Source organism: Candidatus Pseudomonas adelgestsugas, assembly GCF_004124255.1.
GTDB classification, from domain to species: Bacteria; Pseudomonadota; Gammaproteobacteria; order Pseudomonadales; family Pseudomonadaceae; genus Aquipseudomonas; species Aquipseudomonas adelgestsugas.
This window is the reverse complement of record NZ_CP026512.1, coordinates 587,477-608,737: the sequence shown is the minus strand read 5'-3', so window position 1 is coordinate 608,737 and position 21,261 is coordinate 587,477. Positions and strand designations below refer to the sequence as shown.

Genomic DNA, 21,261 nt, shown 5'->3' with positions numbered 1-21,261 from the left:
ATAGCACAAACCATTCACTCAGCGTCGCCTAGCCATTTCATTAATAAAACGGCTAAACAGCGAAGCTACGTCACTCGGGCCTGGGCTAGCTTCAGGATGACCCTGGAAGCTAAACGCACTTTTATCTGTGCGCTCAATACCTTGCAAAGAACCATCAAACAGCGATTTGTAGATCACGCGAACATTGGCTGGCAAAGTCGCTTCGTCTACGGTAAAACCGTGGTTCTGACTAGAAATCATAACAACTCCAGTGTCTAGATTTTGTACTGGGTGATTGACGCCATGATGGCCGTGACCCATTTTTAAAGTCTTGGCGCCGGAAGCTAAAGCTAATAGCTGATGACCCAAACAAATACCGAATACTGGAATTTCGGTTTCCAGCACTTGCTTGATTGCCCTAATAGCGTAATCACAAGGTTCTGGATCACCAGGGCCATTGGACAAAAACATACCGTCTGGCTGTAGAGCTAGCACATCACTGGCCTTTGTTTGTGCTGGCACCACAGTTACACGGCAACCGCACTCAACCAAAATACGCAGAATGTTGTACTTGATGCCATAATCATAAGCAACTACATGGTATTGCAAGTCTGCAGAAGCAATGGTTTCGTGGCTATCGGTCTTCAAATCCCATACAGTGGAACGCCACTCGTACTGCTTTTTAGTGCTAACGACTTGCACCAGATCCATGCCTTTAAGGCCAGGGAAACCTTGCGCTGCAACGATCGCCACATCTTCAGAAATACTATTTCCAGCCATAATACAACCGTTTTGTGAACCTTTTTCGCGCAGAATACGCGTTAGGCGGCGCGTATCAATACCAGCGATCGCTACAACGTGATTAGCTTTTAGGTAATCAGACAGTGACATCGTGTTACGCCAGTTGCTTGCAACTAATGGCAGGTCGCTAATCACTAACCCGGCCGGCCAGACTCGACTAGACTCGACGTCTTCCGGTGTTGTGCCGGTATTGCCGATATGCGGATAAGTCAGAGTAACAATTTGTTTAGCGTAGGATGGATCAGTAAGAATTTCTTGATAACCGGTCATGGCGGTATTAAACACTATCTCTCCAACGGTTTGACCGTCGACCCCAATAGCTTTGCCGCGAAAAATACCGCCATCAGCAAGGGCAAGTATTGCTGGCTGAGTCAAGAAGGTCTCCCGTAAATAAAGCCTGAAGAGGTAATAACAGGTTATAAAAATTGGAGCGATGCATTAACCCGTCATTAAGATTCTTTATCAAAGGCACGTTTTTAGTAAAAAAACTAAGCTACAATGTATATAACAAGCTTTTAGTCCGCCTCTACTACTCAGTCTGATACAGCAATAGGTTTCGATAAAGTGCTGCTTATAAGTGAAGCAGCAAAACCTTGCATCACAAAATCTTAACACTATGTTCTAATTACTTATTTAGTGTAAATCCAGCACATTGCTCATATCATACAAACCAGGTTTGCGACTTTCTAACCAAAGAGCAGCACGTACCGCACCACTAGCGAATGTCATACGGCTAGAAGCTTTATGCGTAATCTCTAAGCGCTCGCCTTCAGTAGCAAATAAAACTGTATGATCACCGATCACATCACCACCGCGAACGACAGCAAAGCCGATAGTTTCACGCGCACGTGTACCTGTGCGGCTTTCATGGCCGTAAACAGCAACTTTCGATAAGTCACGACCCAAGGCATCGGCAATCGTTTCACCCATGCGTAACGCAGTACCCGACGGCATGTCAAGCTTGTGACGATGATGAGTCTCAATAATTTCGATATCCGCCTCATCACCTAGCACATGTGCTGCTAGGTCTAGCAACTTAAGCGACAAGTTTACACCGACACTGAAGTTAGCAGCAAAAACGATTGGGATATCCGTGCTCGCCTCCACTAGTAAATGTTTCTGATCTTGACTCAAACCTGTAGTGCCGATCACCATAGCCTTACCTGCCTTACGGCAAAAAATCAGATTTTTTATCATCACATCAGGCAAAGTGAAATCAATTAACACATCGAATTCATTAGCTACATGCTCTAGACTACCAGACAACAAAATACCAATGCGACCTAGCGAAACTAGCTCACCAGCATCCATACCAATTAATGTGCTGTCAGGGCGAATAATCGCCGCCGTCAGCCTAGAAACCAGCGAGCGCTGATGTACTTCTTTGATTAACTTCTTACCCATACGCCCAGCAGCGCCAATTACAGCTATACGTCGCATATTCACTCTCTCAGAGATCGCCGAAAAAGCGCTTCACGCCATCAAAAAAGCCAGTAGTTTTTGGCGAATGGGAGTCATCACTTTTTAGGGAGTTACGAAACTCTTCTAGAAGTTCACGCTGACGACGTCCTAGATTAACTGGAGTTTCTACCACTACACGACACATTAAGTCACCGGTATCGCCACCGCGCACAGGTGCAACGCCTTTGCCACGAATACGAAACTGTTTTCCAGTCTGTGTACCTTCGGGGATCTTAAGTTTGACCCGACCATCAAGGGTGGGAATCTCAAGCTCACCGCCTAAAGCTGCATCGACAAAATTAATCGGAACTTCGCAGGCAAGATGCTTGCCGTCACGCCGGAAGATCGAGTGCTCACGTACATTAATCATTACGTACAAGTCGCCCATAGGACCACCCTGAATGCCTGCTTCGCCTTCGCCAGATAGACGAATGCGATCGCCAGTATCTACACCTGTCGGTATACTCACAGAGAGAGTCTTATATTCTTCTGTGCGGCCTTCGCCATGGCAAGAATTACATGGATCAGAAATAATTTTACCCTGGCCATGACAGCGCGGGCATGTCTGCTGCACTGAGAAAAAACCCTGTTGCATACGAACCTGACCAATTCCGCCACAGGTTGAACAGGTTATTGGTGAGGAGCCTTTCTTCGCACCTAAACCATTGCACGTATTACAACTTACCAACGTAGGGACACGAATATTAACCGTAGTGCCGCGCACAGCCTCTTCGAGGTTTAGCTCTAGCGTGTAGCGCAGGTCGTTGCCACGCTGGGCGCCGCCACGCTGGGCACTACGACCACTATTAAAGAAGTCGCTAAATACGTCGCCGAAGATATCGGAGAAGTTTTGACCACTAAAACCTGTACCGCCACCGCCCATGCTTGGGTCTACACCGACGTGGCCATACTGATCGTAGGCCGCTCGCTTTTTAGGGTCAGATAGGCACTCATAAGCCTCATTAACTTCTTTGAACAGTTCTTCGGACTCCTTGCTATCCGGATTACGGTCCGGATGGTGCTTCATCGCTAGACGACGATAGGCCTTTTTTAGGTCCGCCTCACTAGAGCCGCGTTCTACACCCAACACTTCGTAATAGTCACGCTTTGCCATAAGTCTTTGCACTCTTAAGGACGTTTAGCTAGACCCTCCTGAGCCTTACCAAACTAGTTGAGCTATATACAGATTAAGACCCAACTCACGTCAATTTAACAATCTTAATTGTAACTACTTTTGCCATAGATAAGGCTAAAACGCAGCATTTATTAATTGCAAATTAAAATAATTCTTGATCACACCAAACAGCACTATAACTTTGTCACATAATATAAAACTTGCATACCCATATACACCAACGCGGGAGCAAGCTCCCGCGCGGCAACATCCTAACTGGACACCACTTAATAGCGGTTAACTTGGTAGTTAACTTACTGCTGGTCTTTAACTTCTTCAAATTCAGCATCGACAACATCGTTGTGTTTGGCTTCAGGCGTTGCCTGATGTGCAGCGCTTTTTGTCGACTTGGTTTGCTCAGCATATATTTTTTGAGCAACTGGTGCAGAGACTGTAGATAACGCATCGCGCTTAGCTTCGATAGCAGCCTTATCATCGCATTTTATGGCTGCCTCCAAAGCAACCACAGCCGACTCAATTGAGGTTTTTTCGTCTTCTGTAACTTTATCGCCAGCTTCATAAACCATTTTACGCGTCGAGTGTACTAGGGCATCACCTTGATTGCGTGCGCTAGCCAACTCTGCAAACTTAATATCAGCATCAGCGTTAGCTTCAGCATCACGAATCATCTGTTGAATTTCTTTATCCGACAAACCAGAGTTAGCCTTGATAGTAATTTTTTGTTCTTTGCCAGTAGCCTTATCTTTAGCGCCAACGTGCAGGATACCATTGGCGTCAATATCAAAAGTCACTTCAATTTGTGGAACTCCACGTGGCGCTGGTGGAATTTCAGCCAGATCAAACTTACCTAGTGACTTATTTTGAGCAGCTTTTTTACGCTCACCTTGCAGAACGTGAATGGTCACGGCACTTTGGTTGTCATCAGCAGTCGAAAATACTTGCGATTTTTTGGTAGGAATCGTAGTATTCTTCTCGATCAATGCAGTCATCACGCCGCCCATGGTTTCGATACCCAAAGTTAGCGGGCTGACGTCTAGCAGTAAAACATCTTTTACATCGCCAGTTAGTACTGCACCCTGAATAGCAGCACCCATAGCAACAGCTTCATCTGGGTTAACATCTTTGCGGGCATCTTTACCAAAAAACTCAGTTACTAGCTTTTGAACTAACGGCATGCGAGTCTGCCCACCAACTAAAATCACATCGTTGATCGAAGCAACGTCGATACCAGAGTCTTTTAGCGCTATACGGCAAGGCTCGATAGTGCGCTGAACCAGGTCTTCAACCAGAGCTTCTAGCTTAGAACGTGAAATCTTTACATTTAAATGCTTAGGACCGGTAGCATCTGCAGTGATATAAGGCAGATTTACCTCAGTTGACTGAGCAGAGGATAGCTCGATCTTAGCTTTTTCAGCAGATTCTTTTAAGCGCTGCATAGCTAGCGGGTCACCTTTGAGATTCATGCCGCTTTCTTTTTTAAATTCCTCAACCAAATAGTCGATAAGACGAATGTCAAAGTCTTCACCACCCAAAAATGTATCACCGTTGGTAGCCAGTACTTCAAACTGGTGCTCGCTGTCAACTTCAGCTATCTCGATCACAGAAACATCAAAAGTACCGCCACCAAGATCATAAACAATTACAGTGTGGTCACCCTTAGCTTTGTCCATACCATAGGCCAAAGCAGCTGCAGTTGGCTCGTTAATAATACGCTTCACATCCAGACCAGAGATGCGGCCAGCATCTTTCGTTGCTTGACGCTGACTATCATTGAAATAAGCCGGAACAGTGATGACCGCTTCAGTCACTGCTTCGCCGAGATAATCTTCGGCTGTTTTCTTCATTTTTTTTAAGATTTCAGCCGAGATCTGCGGCGGTGACATCTTTTTGCTATTTACCTCAACCCAAGCATCACCATTATTAGCCTTGGCAATTTTATAAGGGACAATTTTGATGTCTTTTTGTACAACTTCTTCGTTGAACTTACGACCGATCAGACGCTTAATAGCGTACAGAGTGTTGTGCGGATTGGTGACAGCTTGACGCTTAGCCGACTGGCCCACGAGGATTTCGCCATCATTAGCGTAAGCAATGATAGACGGCGTGGTACGTGCACCCTCAGCGCTTTCGATAACCTTCGCAGTGCCATTTTCCAATACAGAAACACAAGAGTTAGTAGTCCCTAGGTCGATACCGATAATTTTGCCCATAATTTGCTCTCCAGAAACTTTTACTTAGTTGCCGCAGCAGTGGGTATAACTGCGGTAGCACTTAAACGCTTGAATTTATAAGTGGGGTCGTTACAACTGATTTCAAGCCTACTCATCAATAGATGGTGCAACATGTGCAGGGGCCTTGCTCACTACCACCATTGCTGGACGCAGCAAACGACCATTTAGCTGGTAACCCTTCTGAAAAACTTTCAATATGCTGTTAGGCTCTAGGTCATTACTTTCCTGCATTGCCATAGCTTGGTGATGCTCAGCATTAAACGGTTCACCACCTTGTAAATCAATAGCTTCCAATTGATAACGTTTCATGGTGTCCTGAAACATTTTTAGGGTTAACTCAATTCCTTCACGCATGGGGCGAATATTTTCGTCATCTGGATTTGATAACTCAAGGCCACGCTCTAGGCTATCAATGATTGGCAGCAGATCATGAGCAAATTTTTCTAGTGAGAATTTGTGAGCCTTTTCGACATCCTGTTCAGCTCGGCGACGAACGTTCTGCAGATCAGCAGCAATACGTAAAGACTGATCTTGTGCAGCGGCCAATTGCTCTTCAAGCAATTGCACGCGAGTTACCAATGCATCATCAGTAACTAAATTAGCGTCTAAAATTTGCGTATCCTGCGTCTGTTCCTCAGCCATAAATTTCTCCTTTAAAAATTTAACATCATACACGAACTAAGGTCGCACTTTATATGGCATAAGTGGAGCCATAATTTTTAGGTTAAAGGGCAGTTAGTGTTACCAAAAATCTTTAGCTACCCATGATTCATTTCTACTCATTTAATATTTAGTTAGTCAATGTTGTTTGAAACAACTTAATCTACTTAAGCAAGTCAAGCTAAACATTAGGCGTGTCAATTTTAAAAAGATTCTATGATTTATCATTATATTTCAGTTTTAAAACAACTGGCATACTGGTACGACATGGTAATAGATGAAACTGATACACTTTAGACACTTGTAGACCTGACCAGCATTCCAGAATCAGAAGCTTAACCGGCTACACAAGATATATTAATCTACTGCATAAACAATGAAGACAAATACGTATTTTTGCGTTTTGGTCGTCACGAAACAAGCTTTTATACGACTACAGCAAATATACGCCACACCTTCTTAGCAATCTAAGATTGGTAATCTAAGAATACTTAGCAAGCCACTAATTTAATACCCATACAGTTAGCGCGAACATTAATAACCATAACCGTTGAAAAACAATACCTATTGTGACCAACTCAGCCAATCAAGTTTGCTCCACTAGCTTAGCCTGTCAAGTATCATTTGACGTTTTTTGTTAGAGGCATACACACTAGATAGTGAAAGTAATTAAGCGACGGCAATTCCTATAGTTTGCTGAATATGCTGTGACTACTAAATATCAATATTTTAGCTAACATGAAAAGCTTTGCTCGCTCATTAGAGGATAATACATCCTGGCTTACTCCTTAATGAGTAGCACAAAATCTAATTTGAGAAACCGTAGCAGCAAGCTGTTGTAGGTCAAGCCTAGCGATCCAAGTAATCATCATATAGACCTCACAAGCACTTACTTTTGTATTTGGTATTCGAGTAAGTCAACATTTAGATTAGCTAGCTTAGCTACTAAGATTTTAACTAACCACTGCACTGCCTGAATGAACATTATCCTAAGTGCTACTAATAATTCACTTGTCACACACTAACTGTACAATGTACATCAAAATGTACTTTTACTTATGCATAAGTATACGATTACCATGCAACGCACACGGCTACATCTTAACCGCATTAACCAAAACGAATGGAAGAATTGCTGAGTATATTTGGCGTCATCGATATAACTATAGAATCACTAAATGTATGCGAAGTAAATAATAGTAACTATCAAATCCTAATTCAGGTATCTTTACTTATATTTGCTTTCTTTATATAGAAAGCACAGAAGCGACCACATGGCTGCCCTCTATCTATCCCTTTCAATTTCATAGAACAAATCTACGTTGTTTTTTGCTTTTGCTTACGAATGTACAAAACTAAATTATGGTTGGCTAAATCGAATCCATACCACTAAACGATTTAGTGCTGGAGCTTTTCAATTTCCGAACTTGCAAACTTGATAATCTTACTGGTATCCAGGTTAACCATATGGTCATGATACTAACCGTCAACTAAGCTAATTTAAACACTGCATGACCCACATCAAAATTATGATAAACTACCAGCCCTGCTGCTTTAAACTGAGTCAGCACACGGTGTGCTATATCAGCCAACTTCATCGTTAGAGTCTATCAGCGCCTTATAAATACCATCAGCACTAATGTGGAGCTGCTCAGCAGAATCGAGCATCTGTGAAATTTTAATTCATGACAGAGTAACTTTAAGACCGACGTTCCGTAGCTAGATATTTTTAACCATAGTTAGCTGTCTCGCGTATACTGCTTCTTCTTTCTTTTTTAACATAAGTATTGTAAACATTTTTTATTGTTGTAGCCGAAATAATGGAAGTTGCCAACTAATGCAAAACATTCACATCTTGTTAACTAGTGTCACTATTATAGTGGTGCTCGCGCTTACCAGTTGTTCATTCCCTAAGGCTTACAAAAACGACATACAGCAAGGAAACGTCATTACGCAAGACATGATAAATCAGTTACGCCCTGGAATGACTAGACGGCAAGTACAATTTATTATGGGCACCCCACTGCTAACTAACACTTTTGATGCCAACTGCTGGGATTATCTTTACAGCATGCAGTCTAATGGCAGTGGACATCAGCAAAAACGAGTTAGCCTCATCTTTAATGTAAATGACCAACTTGTCAGCCTGTCCGGTGATTTCATGCCTGACATAAGCCACGATAAAGCATTGCTAGGCAAAGAGAATATAACGAATATGACCGCTAATGTACGGAAAACAGAGAAAGCGCAGCCAGAAGTATCGGTCAAGTCACACTCCTTGCTGGATCAGATCCAAAAAGATATCGACGGAGCGAAAACCGTTCCGGTACCGGCACCACAAAATCTAGATACCAGCGCACAGTAATTTTGTGCAATAGATCCACATCGGTGGCAACCATACTGAGTATAAATAACAAGGCAATTAGCCAAGATGCTAAATCTGGAGATCAAGCAAATTACTTACGCATACACTGCTACCATTGGGCTACGCTCTCCGGAAGCGCCGCTGCAACTAAATAACCGAAGCCATTGGCGGGGGGGTCATGTACTACTACAATCTCCCCTATGCAATTGCATTGGTCGCTGACAGAATGCATCCACCAAGGTGTTTGCCACATAATGAAACAAAGGCCTTAATATTACCCGTACAATAGGGCCAGAGTAATCAAAAGACAGATCTAGGCTAATCTTGCAAGCCTTGTCAGTCAAAGATTTAAATACCCAAACTCCATGCAACTGAGTACACGGCCCTTCCTGTAAATTCATTTCAATAGATTTACCAAACACCAGCACATTACGCGTAACAAAGTGCTGACTAAAGCCACCATTAACTATCCCTACACTGGCAACCATATACTCATCACTACCTTCTAACACTTCGGCAGTTGAACACCACGGCAAGAATTCTGGATAGCGCGCTACGTCGTTAACCAGCTCATAGAGCGCTTGTGCCGAATAAGGCAGTACAGCCGAACGCTTAATATGCATCGTCATGTAAACACCACTTTCACTGCCTTAAGACCTAAGTTAAATATCGTTAAATAACGGTTTGATACGCGAAAGAGAAAAAACAGAGGATCGCCTATATTGGCTGGGATTCATCTAATCACACTTAAACACGCAAGTTAACCGTAGCCGACAAGCTCGCAACTCCATATAATGTTAAATCTTATGGCTAAACAAACAAAATACCCCACAGGAACAATCGCGCAAAATAAAAAGGCAAGATACGATTACTTTATTGAACATAGGTTTGAGGCTGGTCTAGTCCTAGCTGGATGGGAAGTAAAGAGTCTGCGCGCCAACAAACTACAATTGATCGACAGCTACGTACAGTTCAAGGATGGAGGGGCATGGCTACTAGGAACTCATATCACCCCACTACCAACTGCTAGCACCCATGTAATTACTGAATCGATGCGTACGCGCAAACTATTGCTCAATGCTCGCGAACTTACAAGGCTCGCCGCTGCCGTACAGCAGAAAGGCTATGCCTGCATCTGCCAATCCTGGTATTGGAGCAGGCACCTAGTGAAATGCGAGATTGCTCTAGGTAGAGGTAAAAAAGAATACGACAAGCGCGACACTGAGCGCAAACAAGATGCTAACCGTGAATTAAATCGCGCCATGCGTCACATTGGCTGGAAAAAGTAATTCTTGTAACGATACAGTTACGAATGATCCCACCAGCCACACTGGGCATATGCCTTAATATCTTTTTTGCCAGTATTGCACGCTGGATTTCTGGACAGTATTTTTTCGAACACTGCCTATAAATACAGCAAGTAATGTATTGAAACTTAAAAGTTTGATACTACTGCCATGGCGGCTAACATCACAGCAGATCTAATGAGGGTATTAGCTTTTAGATTGCTTCGCGCAATAGCTAGTCGCCTCTATCTATTGATAGAGCACTCGGTATAAACTGAAGAGCGACTGAAGAGTTCTCGATATAGCTAGTGCACTGAGATAGTGTATGCGATAATATCAAAATCAATGCCGTATAATTATAGCTATTTCTGGCAAAACAATGGGCTTATCTACTGTTTTTTATAAGCAGAACTATATCATTGATTTTAAAAAACATCACTTCGATAATCAACTTTACAAGCAATACCTTAAGCACTAGCGTTAGCTTTTACTAACTAATCTTGCAATTAGTATTTCGCGTATAGTCGGAAGGTAAAGCATGGGCAGCACCACTAGAGCTGGTCACGAATTATCACGTAGCCATCACATTTTGTGCAGTTAATACCAGCCTCTCCGATCAAGTTCTCAACAACTAAACAACTAAGAGGCTATACACTAATTGAAAATTACAGTATTTACCGGCAAGGGATACAGATCAACATAATTGATAGTCATGACCATATGCGGCTCGCACTATTCAAGTGCAAGTTTAGACCATACACTAAGAGTTAATCAATACCAATAAGTAGCGGCATAACCGTTAATAAAACCTGCCAGCATATACTGTGATACCGTACAAAACACCTGTTACAATCTGATTGTAATCTACTTAGCGCTAACTGATTAATCACAGAGAAGATCTAGCTCTAGCTTCGCTGAATTTCATAAACTGCACAAAGCATAGTTTTTTGCCATAACGAACGAAACTAGGCCGTCAAAAAATAAGCAAACACTGAATTAGCAAGCAATCATAATCTACTATCAATACCGCTTGCAAAAACCATTGATACAAAAACCATTAATATATGGTTGCATGCCATAGCAAAAAATTTATGAACCAGTCAATATTCAATCTATCTACTGATAAACTTCAAAGACGCTATCGTCAGATAGGACTATAAGATCTACTGTAATGCATCAATAGTACTGAAAACGCATACCGTTCCAACCGTTTAGTTGTTTGACTAAACGCAGCTTGCTTTAAGTACATAACAAACTAAGAGATTTAGCTTTTGTACAATAGTGATCAAAAGTACCTGCACGCTGCTAATCAAATCCAACGCAATACCTGCAGTTATTACTGCAAGAACAACTATTTTACCTACTGTTATAATTATAATACTTTCCTCTAAGAAAAAAATAGATAGACATCACCAATGTTGGAAACAACATACAACTAATTGCATATCAAAACCTATGCTGTTGTTTCCCAAACTAAAGTCACGCATGCGATCAGTGATGACAAGCAGCGCATCAAGATCTCTTCCAAAGCCACATTGCAAAAAACTTATAGAGCAATTATTTGCTGATAGCTTAATTTTTTAATTAGCTTTCTGTAAACGTTTAATGTATACTGCGTGATCTTGTAGTACGCTGCAAAAAAACAAGCTACAAGCATGGGGCCGTTTAGGATTCGACGTCGGTTGCAAACCTTGAGGTGCATGCCGAGTTGGTAACAGAACTCGTAAATCTACTGTTGCAACTTATAGTTGCCAATGACGAAAACTATGGCCAGGAATTCTCTATCGCTGCATAAGCAGCCTGAGACCTGAGCTTCTGGTACCTTCTGGTCCAGCAATCATCAGGGGATGTCTGTAAACCCAAAGTGATTGTCATATAGAACAGAATCGCCGTGCAGTTACGTTATGGACAAAGCGGCTAAAACTTACATAACTCACTCAAAACATCCTGCCTTTCGGGTCGCTGAGAGTTAACTGAAATAGAAATGGCTACGCATGTAATACCGATAGCAGAGTACTGGCGGACGGGGGTTCAAATCCCCCCGGCTCCACCAATTTAAAACATTACAAAACCTGACTAGTACGTATTTTATTATTTCCGAATGTAATAACTTTGCTTAACCTTTGTTAAAAATTGGAGTCAATTCATGAAAAGTTTAACAGATTATTAGTGGCATTCTGACTTGTTTCTGTCAACTAAACACAATTTTACTAGATCATCAAATCTATAATGTAGCGCCTGAAATAGACCATTCTGACGCGTCTGTAGGTTGTTATCTGCTTCTTAGCCATTGCCTGTTAGTTGACGCAACAGGAACTGCGTTTGTTATAGTGAAGGAATTTTCTATACCATAGATTATAGGATAACAACAGAATCATAACTGTGCTGCGCATTAACTGGAGACCAGTAATCGCTAGATTAGATAAATCAGTTTTTATCTATTATTTTAACTGGATATTATGTCATTTTTTTGGTAAAACGTGCATATAACAAACATGTTATACTGGCGAGTACAATAGTAAATGTATATTTTTTGCTAAAACATTGAAGGCAAATCCCCAGGAGACCAAATAGTGAATTTTATTTTCACATTAAAGTTCTTGCTTGAATTAACCTATTAAGACTGCTGACTTTACTATAGTCAAGCAAACTATTGGAATCGCAAATACAAGTTTATAGCTAAAGGCGTTCCCATTATTACACACTTAATGGTCACAAAAGCACTGATAAATTTTATATTAGTCTTTGCTCACTCAAAACTAAATTTGACGCTACAACAAACCTCTGTGCAGGTTATTCTCACCAAAAAAACAATCTTCGAGCCCCAAAAGAAAATTCATATATTTCCCCATTAAAAACTTGGCTATGATTTTAGCTAGTCATGACGCACTATAATACTATGCTAATATCTATAAATTGATGCGTGACATCCTCAAAGAGTCATATTCCCCCGATAGTTATTACAAAACAACATATAGCTGTATCGTCTTCACTATCATTTACGGCCAACAATATTTTTAACGGTCCTCTAAGATACGTATCGATTCACAAAAGAGCAGCATTATTGAATTACGCGAAGCGTTGCTGCTATCGCAGCCTCGGCTCATTTTTTTCAAGTCTACAACCATCAAAAAACTAATGCCCTCACACTAAAATCATACATAATATATTTACGCCCATTCAGCACGATCAGCAGTTTTGAAATAAAGTACCTAAGTCAGCTTATAAAAAATGATGGTAATAGACAAAAGTCTCGTTTCTAGATATACATTTGCAGCAAGTAGCTATATATTTATATAGTAAGCTGGATAAGACATACACAAGCAAGTAGCCCAACTAGATGACTACCTCATGAGCCAGAGCAATGGCAAACAAAAGCAATCATTATTTAATAATGATAACCGTTTATAGGTAATGTAAGCAACCTTAGGTAAATAGGTAGAAAAAATGGTAAAATAGCCACACCCACGATGTATTTAAGCGAATTTTTCACATTATCCTTAATAAGCTAATTTCGTTACGGTCCAAATAGGTTTATTCAGTAAAAACATAGTTACTGGATAAATATTCAGACGTAACTCACCAAGATGTTAAGCTGGTACTTTCTTCTAGCATATGCAACAACACATCAAAATCCTGCATACATAATTTTTGTAGATAGCTTGATAAGTGCGCCAAGCTAGCTACAGATCTTTTGCCTCCCCCCCCCTTAAGCAACAACAGCTTTAAAGAAAACTACTCAAGAACTCAAAGACAAACTTTACGCAAGTTTACGCTAACCTAACTGACCTTAGAAAACTGTAATATTGCAGGTGTAGGCAGGTAATACAGAACTTTAAAATCTAAATAAACCTTACCGCACTACTCTTACTAGGTACCTTGAATAAAATTCAAGATAGTAAATTATTACCGCTAACCTTAAAATGCATCAACATAGTACGGTTACTAACTATAGTGTATGTCTACACACCCATGGAAGACATTTATGTAACGACACTATCTGGGACCGTATGCTTAGTGTGGTAGCGTTTTGTTTAGCTTGTGTAAAGCAGTCTTCTTGTACACGACACGGCGCAATTTCTGGCATGTAATAACAATTGTTGTTGTATACAGCACTCATCAATGGCTACAGTAGTCAGCTACTGATGACAATGCACGTAATATAAGTGAGAAATTTATGGCTTAGCGATGTTCTAATGATAGAGCTGCTGGTATTCTATTAAATAGTACAAGCTAGATTGCGAAGATTCAGGTACTGTTTATTGGTGGTGGTAGCTTAGCATTGCTAACCTTAAACATAATCATTACCGCTTTAAGTAAAAACTTGCCGTTATATTTGTCCGTAATGCAGCTACTAATAGCTAATCTGATAACGCTAATGCCTAGTTACTGCAATATTAGTTAGCGTAATATGCAAGCTTGATACTGAAGTAGTTGCAAGCCAAAAAACTAGCTAGTTATTATTGCTACCAACGCTTAATCGGTACTATTTTACCTTGGTGATCACCTATTATTTAGCAACTGCGCTTTGGTTTGCACCCAAGGTCTAACTCTCAACATGGTTTTATGTTGCTGATTAACTAGATTCTAACCTCATCAGGCGCAAGACAAACGTCAGTTAAAATGTTAACTGCAACAAAACGAATGTATCGCTTAAATTAGTGTGTTTGATCTGCAAACGTATTTACTAATTCTGCAAACAGAAAGCTGAGCCGTATTAAGATTCAATGACTCAGCCAGTCCAAGAAACGCTGCCGGACCTCACTAAGTAACTTAGTGAGGTGATTTTAAGAATATTAGCAATCAATCGTCAGTCTTACTGCTTTGCTGCAAAGTAAAACTAGTATAAGGACGTCAGTGTTTAGTGACTTTGTCTAGGTAACCCATGGCAAATGCTGAAATTACAAAGGTGATGTGGATAATCACGTACCACATCAAATGCTGTGGGTCGACGTTTTTGGCATCCATAAAGATACGCAATAAGTGAATGGATGAAATAGCTACAATCGAGGCGGCTACCTTCATCTTCAGCGAAGAAGAATCCATGGTACCTAACCAGTTAAGCCTTTCCTTGTCCTCATAAATGTCTAGCTGTGAGACAAAGTTCTCGTAGCCAGAGATCATTACCATCACTAGCAAGCCGCCTACTAAGGCCATATCTATCAACGATAACAGCACTAAGATTAGTTCTGACTCAGTCATCGAGAACACACTTGGCAGCAGGTGAATCGCTTCCTGGAAGAATTTAAGCGCTAGCGCTAACAACCCTAAGGACAAACCAAAATAGATTGGTGCAAGCAGCCAACGCGAGGCATACATAGCATTTTCGATAAAACGTTCCATTGAATTTCACACAGCTAGACCAAAATGGCAACAATTATACTAGCCACCACTGATACACATGTATACATGTAATAGTGAGAAGACTGATCTGAGCGGTATCTATAAGAGATTTTCTTTACTAATGTTAAGTTTGCTAGCTTGTTTCAATTATGCAGGACATAAAAATGTTGTGTATAGAGATGAAATCTTCTTAAACCACTAATTGACCTGATTATAGAACTGCTGACTGCTTACTGCTGCTCCTCTGTAGTACAGCAGCGGCAAAGTTAACTGTTGAAGAAAAAACCACGAAGTTTAAACAATCGTTGGACGCTATTCTAAGCTCTACACTTAGAGACACCATCGCTAACCTCAGTAACTTACTGTTGTTGCTAAAACTAGCGCTGATCAAGTTTTCGAAAAATCACATTAGGGCATTCATACAGTGAATGCATATAGTATTGATTGGATAATAATAATACCCACCAAGCCATCTATATTAGTAGACACCGTATTACGCAATACATGATATGACAACTACCTAACTAATTCATATCAGGTGTTTTAGTTGAACTATCAATATAATGCCCGACTAATTCGCTATTCCGTATAACCAGGAATATCCATCAGTTACCTTGCGCAACAATAAAAGTCATCTCTTTTTAGCGAAAAAATAATAGTCCATAAGCTAATTTTTTATATTTTTGGTTAAACCCAAGCAGTTCCCGTCTAAACACCTAGAGCAGTCAACGATAGTGATATGCTCGATTATCGAAAACATAAAAAATGACAAGCAAGAGCTGGCCACAACAGCATTTAAAAATCAACGAACAGGCTAGCAAAAACCTTTGAGCGCAAATATAACTGTTATTGCAATAAATTAAATTTATTAGCCTGATTGAGAGAACCGACGGCTCGATATAACGAGCCAATCACCCATCATAAAACCAGGTTCATCCATAAACACTATAACTTACAAAGGCAATCTTTGCAACAAAAAAGAGTCTACAGAACACCGTACAAAACTTGCTGAGGTTGGTTACCGGTATGATAACCATCATAAAAGGTTTCGTCTAACCACTTCTTCAAAGTCAATCATGACTTATTCAGTACTAATCGCAACAATAGCAAAAGAGTTTATTACCTATTTTAAAGCAGACGACAATACGTATATAGTGACACACTATCTGTAAACCAGAACCTTGTAGCTAAGTACTGAAAGCGGCACACGTACTTACGTACTTTAATTTGTTCGCGTCACACTAGATCTTGATAGTTCACTCAATAACCACTATTCCTAGTCACTTTCGAGTAAAACTCGATAGGCATAGCTCAATTGCATAAAAGCCTGTCACTTAGGGGGAATATACTATATCATCAATCAAAAAATAATTCACTTACAACTAGCAATTGATTTAGATAAATATATTATGCTAATCTTTTGATACGTTCTTCATTACCTTATGCCAGGTAACCATAACAATGGTTGTAGTCACCTATTACTCAACAGCTAGCGCAGTACTCCTAAGCCTAAGTCTGCGCTTACATTATAAATAACACCTCAGCTAATACAGCATACGGCATAGCTTCATATACTAACAGCTGCAGATTAACAGAGATCATGACCTTTAATTGTCATGCATGGCATGATGAGCAAACTGCCTAAGGACATTACCAAGAAATAGCGAAGAACCGACTAACCACATAGTAGTATGTGGCCTGACACAAAAGGAGTGCAACCTACACAACAGTGTATGCCAAATAAGCAAGATGACAGTATCTTGCTTACCTACGTCAAAGGCGATACCTAGCAAGTTGCTAATTATAGGCTCAGCTTCACCCTCAATTGAAGTACGATTGAACAAAAGCGTAAAGCAATGTTAAAGGTGTTTTAACTGCTGCTAGCGTTATCAGGATATTTTTATGATAATTAACTTAACCCCATGCGTACTAGATCTATCGTGACACAAAGAATTTTTTCGGCAATACCAAAATGCACACGCGTAAACATTAGAAGCCATAATTGCAAGATGACACTGAAATGAATATCGCTTATAATTACTATAAGTATTGCGTATTGCTACAGTCAATCAGGTAGCCTTGCGCTTACTGAGATACAGGCTCTTGCGAAAAAACCTAAAAAACACTTAATCGAAAATTGCCAACTCAGCGCTAACCTTCTTGATTACCAAGTAACAAGAGACGGTGCTAACTAGACAACATACGACAACTTTAAGGCAATAATCCTTGGCATTTAGGACATCATTAGCTAAAAGCCAAATGCATGGTTGTTAGTAAAATCTAAGAATTTTTTAATCAAAAAGTGATGCACGCTATACTAGATCATATATATATCTAAGACATAACATGGCAGTACATGATTTTCAGTCATTATTATTGTAATAATACCATCTCTCATAAGATTTATTTTAATCTCAAAAAAACTCCAAGTGCTACTTCCACCTATATCTACAGAAATATATTAACCATACTACTCAACCACAATATCAACTAAAGCTTTCATTATATCATTAGTTAGTAGTAGCGTTTAACTATCTATAAGCAAGTCGAAGCTCTACACAAGACGGCAATTATTACATAAATTATTTACCTAGTTGCAGGGTAAACGGTTACCAGCCTATAAACCTCAAACTGAACATTGCTACCAATGACTTTAGTACCAGTTATGAATTGCTTCATCACCTCAAGTAATTCTATATCGACGTATTGAATATTGACCATCAACTTCATCGATTCGCTGCAGTCTAGTTAGCAAAACGTAAGGATTGCCCATTTAATATGATTTGTTTTAGCAAATCATATTAGCAAATCAGTTTGAGGTATATCCAGTGAGTTAGCTCTGAATATTTAACTGAAATTTTACAGTTGGGCTAATACCCCCCCATCATACGCATTGCTCATAGCTAAGTGAATTTTACTTATCCGCCATATGATGTCTTTTCATGTGCCATTTTAAACCTATTGGATTAAAATATTTTTTATACTATTTTTTATACTTATAATTGCTAAGGATAGCTATGTTTAGCCGTAATTTAACTATTGCTGAGTACGATGCAGATCTCTGTACCGCCATGAAGCAAGAAGCCACGCGCCAAGAAGAACACATTGAGCTGATTGCTTCAGAAAATTACACTAGTCCAGCAGTCATGGAAGCTCAAGGTTCAACTCTGACTAATAAGTATGCCGAAGGCTATCCAGGAAAACGCTACTACGGTGGTTGCGAATACATTGACGCGGTTGAGCAATTAGCTATCAACCGCGCCAAGAAACTGTTTGACGCCGATTATGTCAACGTCCAGCCGCACGCTGGCTCCCAAGCTAATGGTTCCGTTTATCTAGCCTTATTGCAAGGTGGCGATACCATTCTCGGCATGAGCCTAGCCCATGGCGGTCACCTAACTCACGGCGCTAGCGTGTCCTCCTCAGGTAAACTATATAACGCCATTCAATACGGTATTGACGCCAATGGCCTGATCGACTATAATGCTGTCGAATACCTGGCAGTAAAGCATAAGCCGAAAATAATTGTAGCCGGCTTCTCTGCCTATTCACAGATCCTTGACTTCCAGCATTTCCGGACTATTGCTGACAAAGTAGGTGCTTACCTTTTTGTTGATATGGCTCATGTAGCCGGTCTAGTCGCTGCAGGTGTTTACCCAAACCCTGTACCTTATGCTGATGTTGTAACCACTACTACCCATAAAACCCTGCGCGGCCCGCGTGGCGGCCTCATTCTGGCTCGCGCCAATACTGAAATAGAAAAAAAACTAAATTCTGCTGTATTCCCAGGCACCCAAGGTGGTCCAATGGAACACGTGATTGCCGCTAAAGCGGTCTGCTTTAAGGAAGCACTGCAACCTGAGTTTAAGACTTACCAGCAACAAGTAGTGAAGAACGCCAAGACCATGGCGAAAGTGTTCATTGAGCGCGGCTTTGAAGTGGTATCCGGCGGTACTAAAAACCATTTGTTCCTGCTATCATTAATCAAACAAAATATTTCTGGTAAAGATGCTGACGCTGCTTTGGGCAAAGCTTTTATTACTGCAAACAAAAACTCCGTGCCGAACGACCCACGTTCACCATTCATTACCTCAGGCCTACGCTTCGGCACCCCGGCTATAACTACTCGATGCTTTAAAGAAGCAGAATGCACTGAACTAGCTGCATGGATCTGTGATATTTTGTCTGACTTGCACAATGAATCAGTAATTGACGAAGTCCGTGAGAAAGTTAAAGTTATCTGCAAAAAATTACCGGTGTACGGCGCTTGATTGTGGTTTCTTGAATAGAAAATCCAGCGCTAAGACTAAGTGCTTGATGCCTGAGACGCTCTCCTTAAAATGCAATTAGTTATGAAACCTAGCTCACCCACGATAGTATCATGACTCAGTCAATGCAACTGTAAGCAGCTAACTTCAATACACCAACTAAAATTTAATTTTAAATTAAGTTACCTTCATCAACACTTCACGAATTCTTGTATCTCGGTAACTTGCAGCAATAAATGCGATGACAGTAACTCGCAGCTTATTTTAAATGCACTTGGTGCCCTAATCAAAACCATAGTTCTTAGCGTATGTATTAGAACACTATGTACCATTGTTTTGCGGAAATATTAAGCACATCTTAGTAGCATACCAATTAATTGCTATGCTCTTCTGGTAGTTTTGTTCATTAATTCGCTAAGTTTATTGATATTCAGCTGTTGCTTGGTGTATAATGGTTTATGCTGACATTAAAGTTCGAACTGTGTTCGCTATTAGGTTTAGCGCAGTTGATAGCAACTGTAATCTGGATAACACAGATTAAAGCACGATACCGGAACAAGTCAAGCGATAACTTATCGCATTAAAAGGTAGCATCATAAACTTAGTTGTATTTACTTACTGGTAGGTAATCAGTGAAATAGATTGTATAGTTAATATAGAACACTTTGATAACATCTACGGTCAGAGTATAGATAAGCAGCCAAAACGCTAGATATAAGCACTAGCGCTTTTTTAATTAGCGCAACTGCTGCAAGCATCAGCACTATAACTGCAGTCAAGATAAAAGCACTTCAAATCACATTGTAAAGTGACACTAGAACGATATGGTATTTTGCTCTGCACACTGCCGTAGAGACTACAAGAATAACATTTAAAATTCTATACTGCTGATATCTTACACTAATTATTATTAAATATACGCCGTCTACTGCGCCTTGAATATTGATGGCAAAATAAGCTAAACTTATATCACATAAACGACAACTATCGTCATTATCACTACAAACGATTCCATTAATATGGTACAGCAATCAATGTAATTTAGTGCTAACTTTTTTAGCCGGTCAATTGGCAATATAATGCCAGCAAAAACAGTACATGTAAACTAAAATCACGCTATAAGCAAAAATGATAAACATGAACAAGGCTGCCTCATATTAATATATGGTCAAGTAATGTTAATAAATTTACTCACGGCAACCACAGCGCTAATTATTTTTAATAAAGTGATTATAATACTTTTATAGAAAGTAAAATAGGTATGGATTTAATGCCAGAATAAGTCACACCAATAGTGACACTGCAACAAAGCCATCATCAATTAGCATCTAAGTAGTCTACCATATATCAACAAATAAAACGGCCTTAGTTTAGACTAAGTCGCCGACGATTTGCTAACCAAATAAGCTTGAGCTAAGCAATAATAATACGCCGATAATCAAAAATTTAATCGATACGGTCATGGTAATTATGGCGCATATACAAGCCTTTTAATATTTACATTAAAAATGTTCAAGTATCACTGTGAGAATACATGATAAAATTTTAGCCATAACCTTAAACAGGGTGCACACTAAAACAGCACCACGAGGATGGCGATCCTGATCGTGACGCAACTCAACAGCGCGACAGTCTTCAAAATACAGCCTATTTTTTGCGCAAAAAATCTCCCAGAAAACTGCTGCTATAACTAGCAAACAGGAACAACGCTATGAAGTTTTGTGCTGCACTA

Annotated in this window: 11 protein-coding genes, 1 other RNA gene and 1 pseudogene; 4 read left to right on the top strand and 9 right to left on the bottom strand. The window is 40.3% G+C overall.

The window, feature by feature from the left end; genetic code table 11:
• Positions 1-18: 18 nt before the first annotated feature.
• The 6 genes and pseudogenes from carA to C3B55_RS04645 all read right to left on the bottom strand — a co-directional run bounded on the left by carA (position 19) and on the right by C3B55_RS04645 (position 7,950).
• A complete protein-coding gene (gene carA, locus C3B55_RS01620; RefSeq protein WP_129210892.1) occupies positions 19-1,155 on the bottom strand; it encodes a glutamine-hydrolyzing carbamoyl-phosphate synthase small subunit in 1,137 nt (378 codons plus the stop codon).
• 258 nt (positions 1,156-1,413) lie between these two features.
• A complete protein-coding gene (gene dapB / locus C3B55_RS01615) occupies positions 1,414-2,220 on the bottom strand; it encodes a 4-hydroxy-tetrahydrodipicolinate reductase (RefSeq protein ID WP_129210890.1) in 807 nt (268 codons plus the stop codon).
• Between the two features lie 10 nt (positions 2,221-2,230).
• Entirely contained in the window at positions 2,231-3,355 is a 1,125-nt protein-coding gene (gene dnaJ, locus C3B55_RS01610) for a molecular chaperone DnaJ (protein WP_129210888.1), read from the bottom strand.
• Positions 3,356-3,669: 314 nt separating this feature from the next.
• The gene (gene dnaK / locus C3B55_RS01605; RefSeq protein WP_129210886.1) at positions 3,670-5,586 is read right to left on the bottom strand and encodes a molecular chaperone DnaK; all 1,917 of its coding nucleotides are present in this window, start codon (positions 5,584-5,586) and stop codon (positions 3,670-3,672) included.
• Between the two features lie 108 nt (positions 5,587-5,694).
• On the bottom strand, positions 5,695-6,249 hold the full coding sequence (gene grpE / locus C3B55_RS01600) for a nucleotide exchange factor GrpE (RefSeq protein WP_129210884.1): 555 nt from the start codon (positions 6,247-6,249) through the stop codon (positions 5,695-5,697).
• Positions 6,250-7,656: 1,407 nt separating this feature from the next.
• Positions 7,657-7,950: pseudogene (locus C3B55_RS04645) on the bottom strand (transcriptional repressor).
• Between the two features lie 154 nt (positions 7,951-8,104).
• Between C3B55_RS04645 and C3B55_RS01590 the strand changes: the two are divergent.
• The gene (locus C3B55_RS01590) at positions 8,105-8,632 is read left to right on the top strand and encodes an outer membrane protein assembly factor BamE (RefSeq protein ID WP_129210882.1); all 528 of its coding nucleotides are present in this window, start codon (positions 8,105-8,107) and stop codon (positions 8,630-8,632) included.
• A 176-nt stretch (positions 8,633-8,808) separates the two neighbouring features.
• Here the strand turns inward: C3B55_RS01590 and C3B55_RS01585 are convergent, their stop codons facing one another.
• Positions 8,809-9,261, bottom strand: a complete 453-nt coding sequence (locus C3B55_RS01585) for a type II toxin-antitoxin system RatA family toxin (protein WP_129210880.1) — start codon at positions 9,259-9,261, stop codon at positions 8,809-8,811.
• A 177-nt stretch (positions 9,262-9,438) separates the two neighbouring features.
• On the opposite strand from C3B55_RS01585, the gene smpB reads away from it, so the two are divergent.
• The gene (gene smpB / locus C3B55_RS01580) at positions 9,439-9,921 is read left to right on the top strand and encodes an SsrA-binding protein SmpB (protein WP_129210878.1); all 483 of its coding nucleotides are present in this window, start codon (positions 9,439-9,441) and stop codon (positions 9,919-9,921) included.
• Positions 9,922-11,575: 1,654 nt separating this feature from the next.
• Positions 11,576-11,971, top strand: a transfer-messenger RNA (tmRNA) gene (gene ssrA / locus C3B55_RS01575).
• A 2,801-nt stretch (positions 11,972-14,772) separates the two neighbouring features.
• Here the strand turns inward: ssrA and C3B55_RS01570 are convergent.
• Both C3B55_RS01570 and C3B55_RS04560 read right to left on the bottom strand, forming a co-directional pair.
• Entirely contained in the window at positions 14,773-15,261 is a 489-nt protein-coding gene (locus tag C3B55_RS01570; RefSeq protein WP_129210876.1) for a TIGR00645 family protein, read from the bottom strand.
• Positions 15,262-17,847: 2,586 nt separating this feature from the next.
• Positions 17,848-17,991, bottom strand: coding sequence for a hypothetical protein (locus C3B55_RS04560; protein ID WP_157978049.1), 144 nt, complete (start codon positions 17,989-17,991; stop codon positions 17,848-17,850).
• A gap of 287 nt (positions 17,992-18,278) precedes the next feature.
• Between C3B55_RS04560 and glyA the strand changes: the two genes are divergently transcribed.
• On the top strand, positions 18,279-19,532 hold the full coding sequence (glyA, locus tag C3B55_RS01565; protein WP_129210873.1) for a serine hydroxymethyltransferase: 1,254 nt from the start codon (positions 18,279-18,281) through the stop codon (positions 19,530-19,532).
• The last annotated feature ends 1,729 nt before the right edge of the window (positions 19,533-21,261 follow it).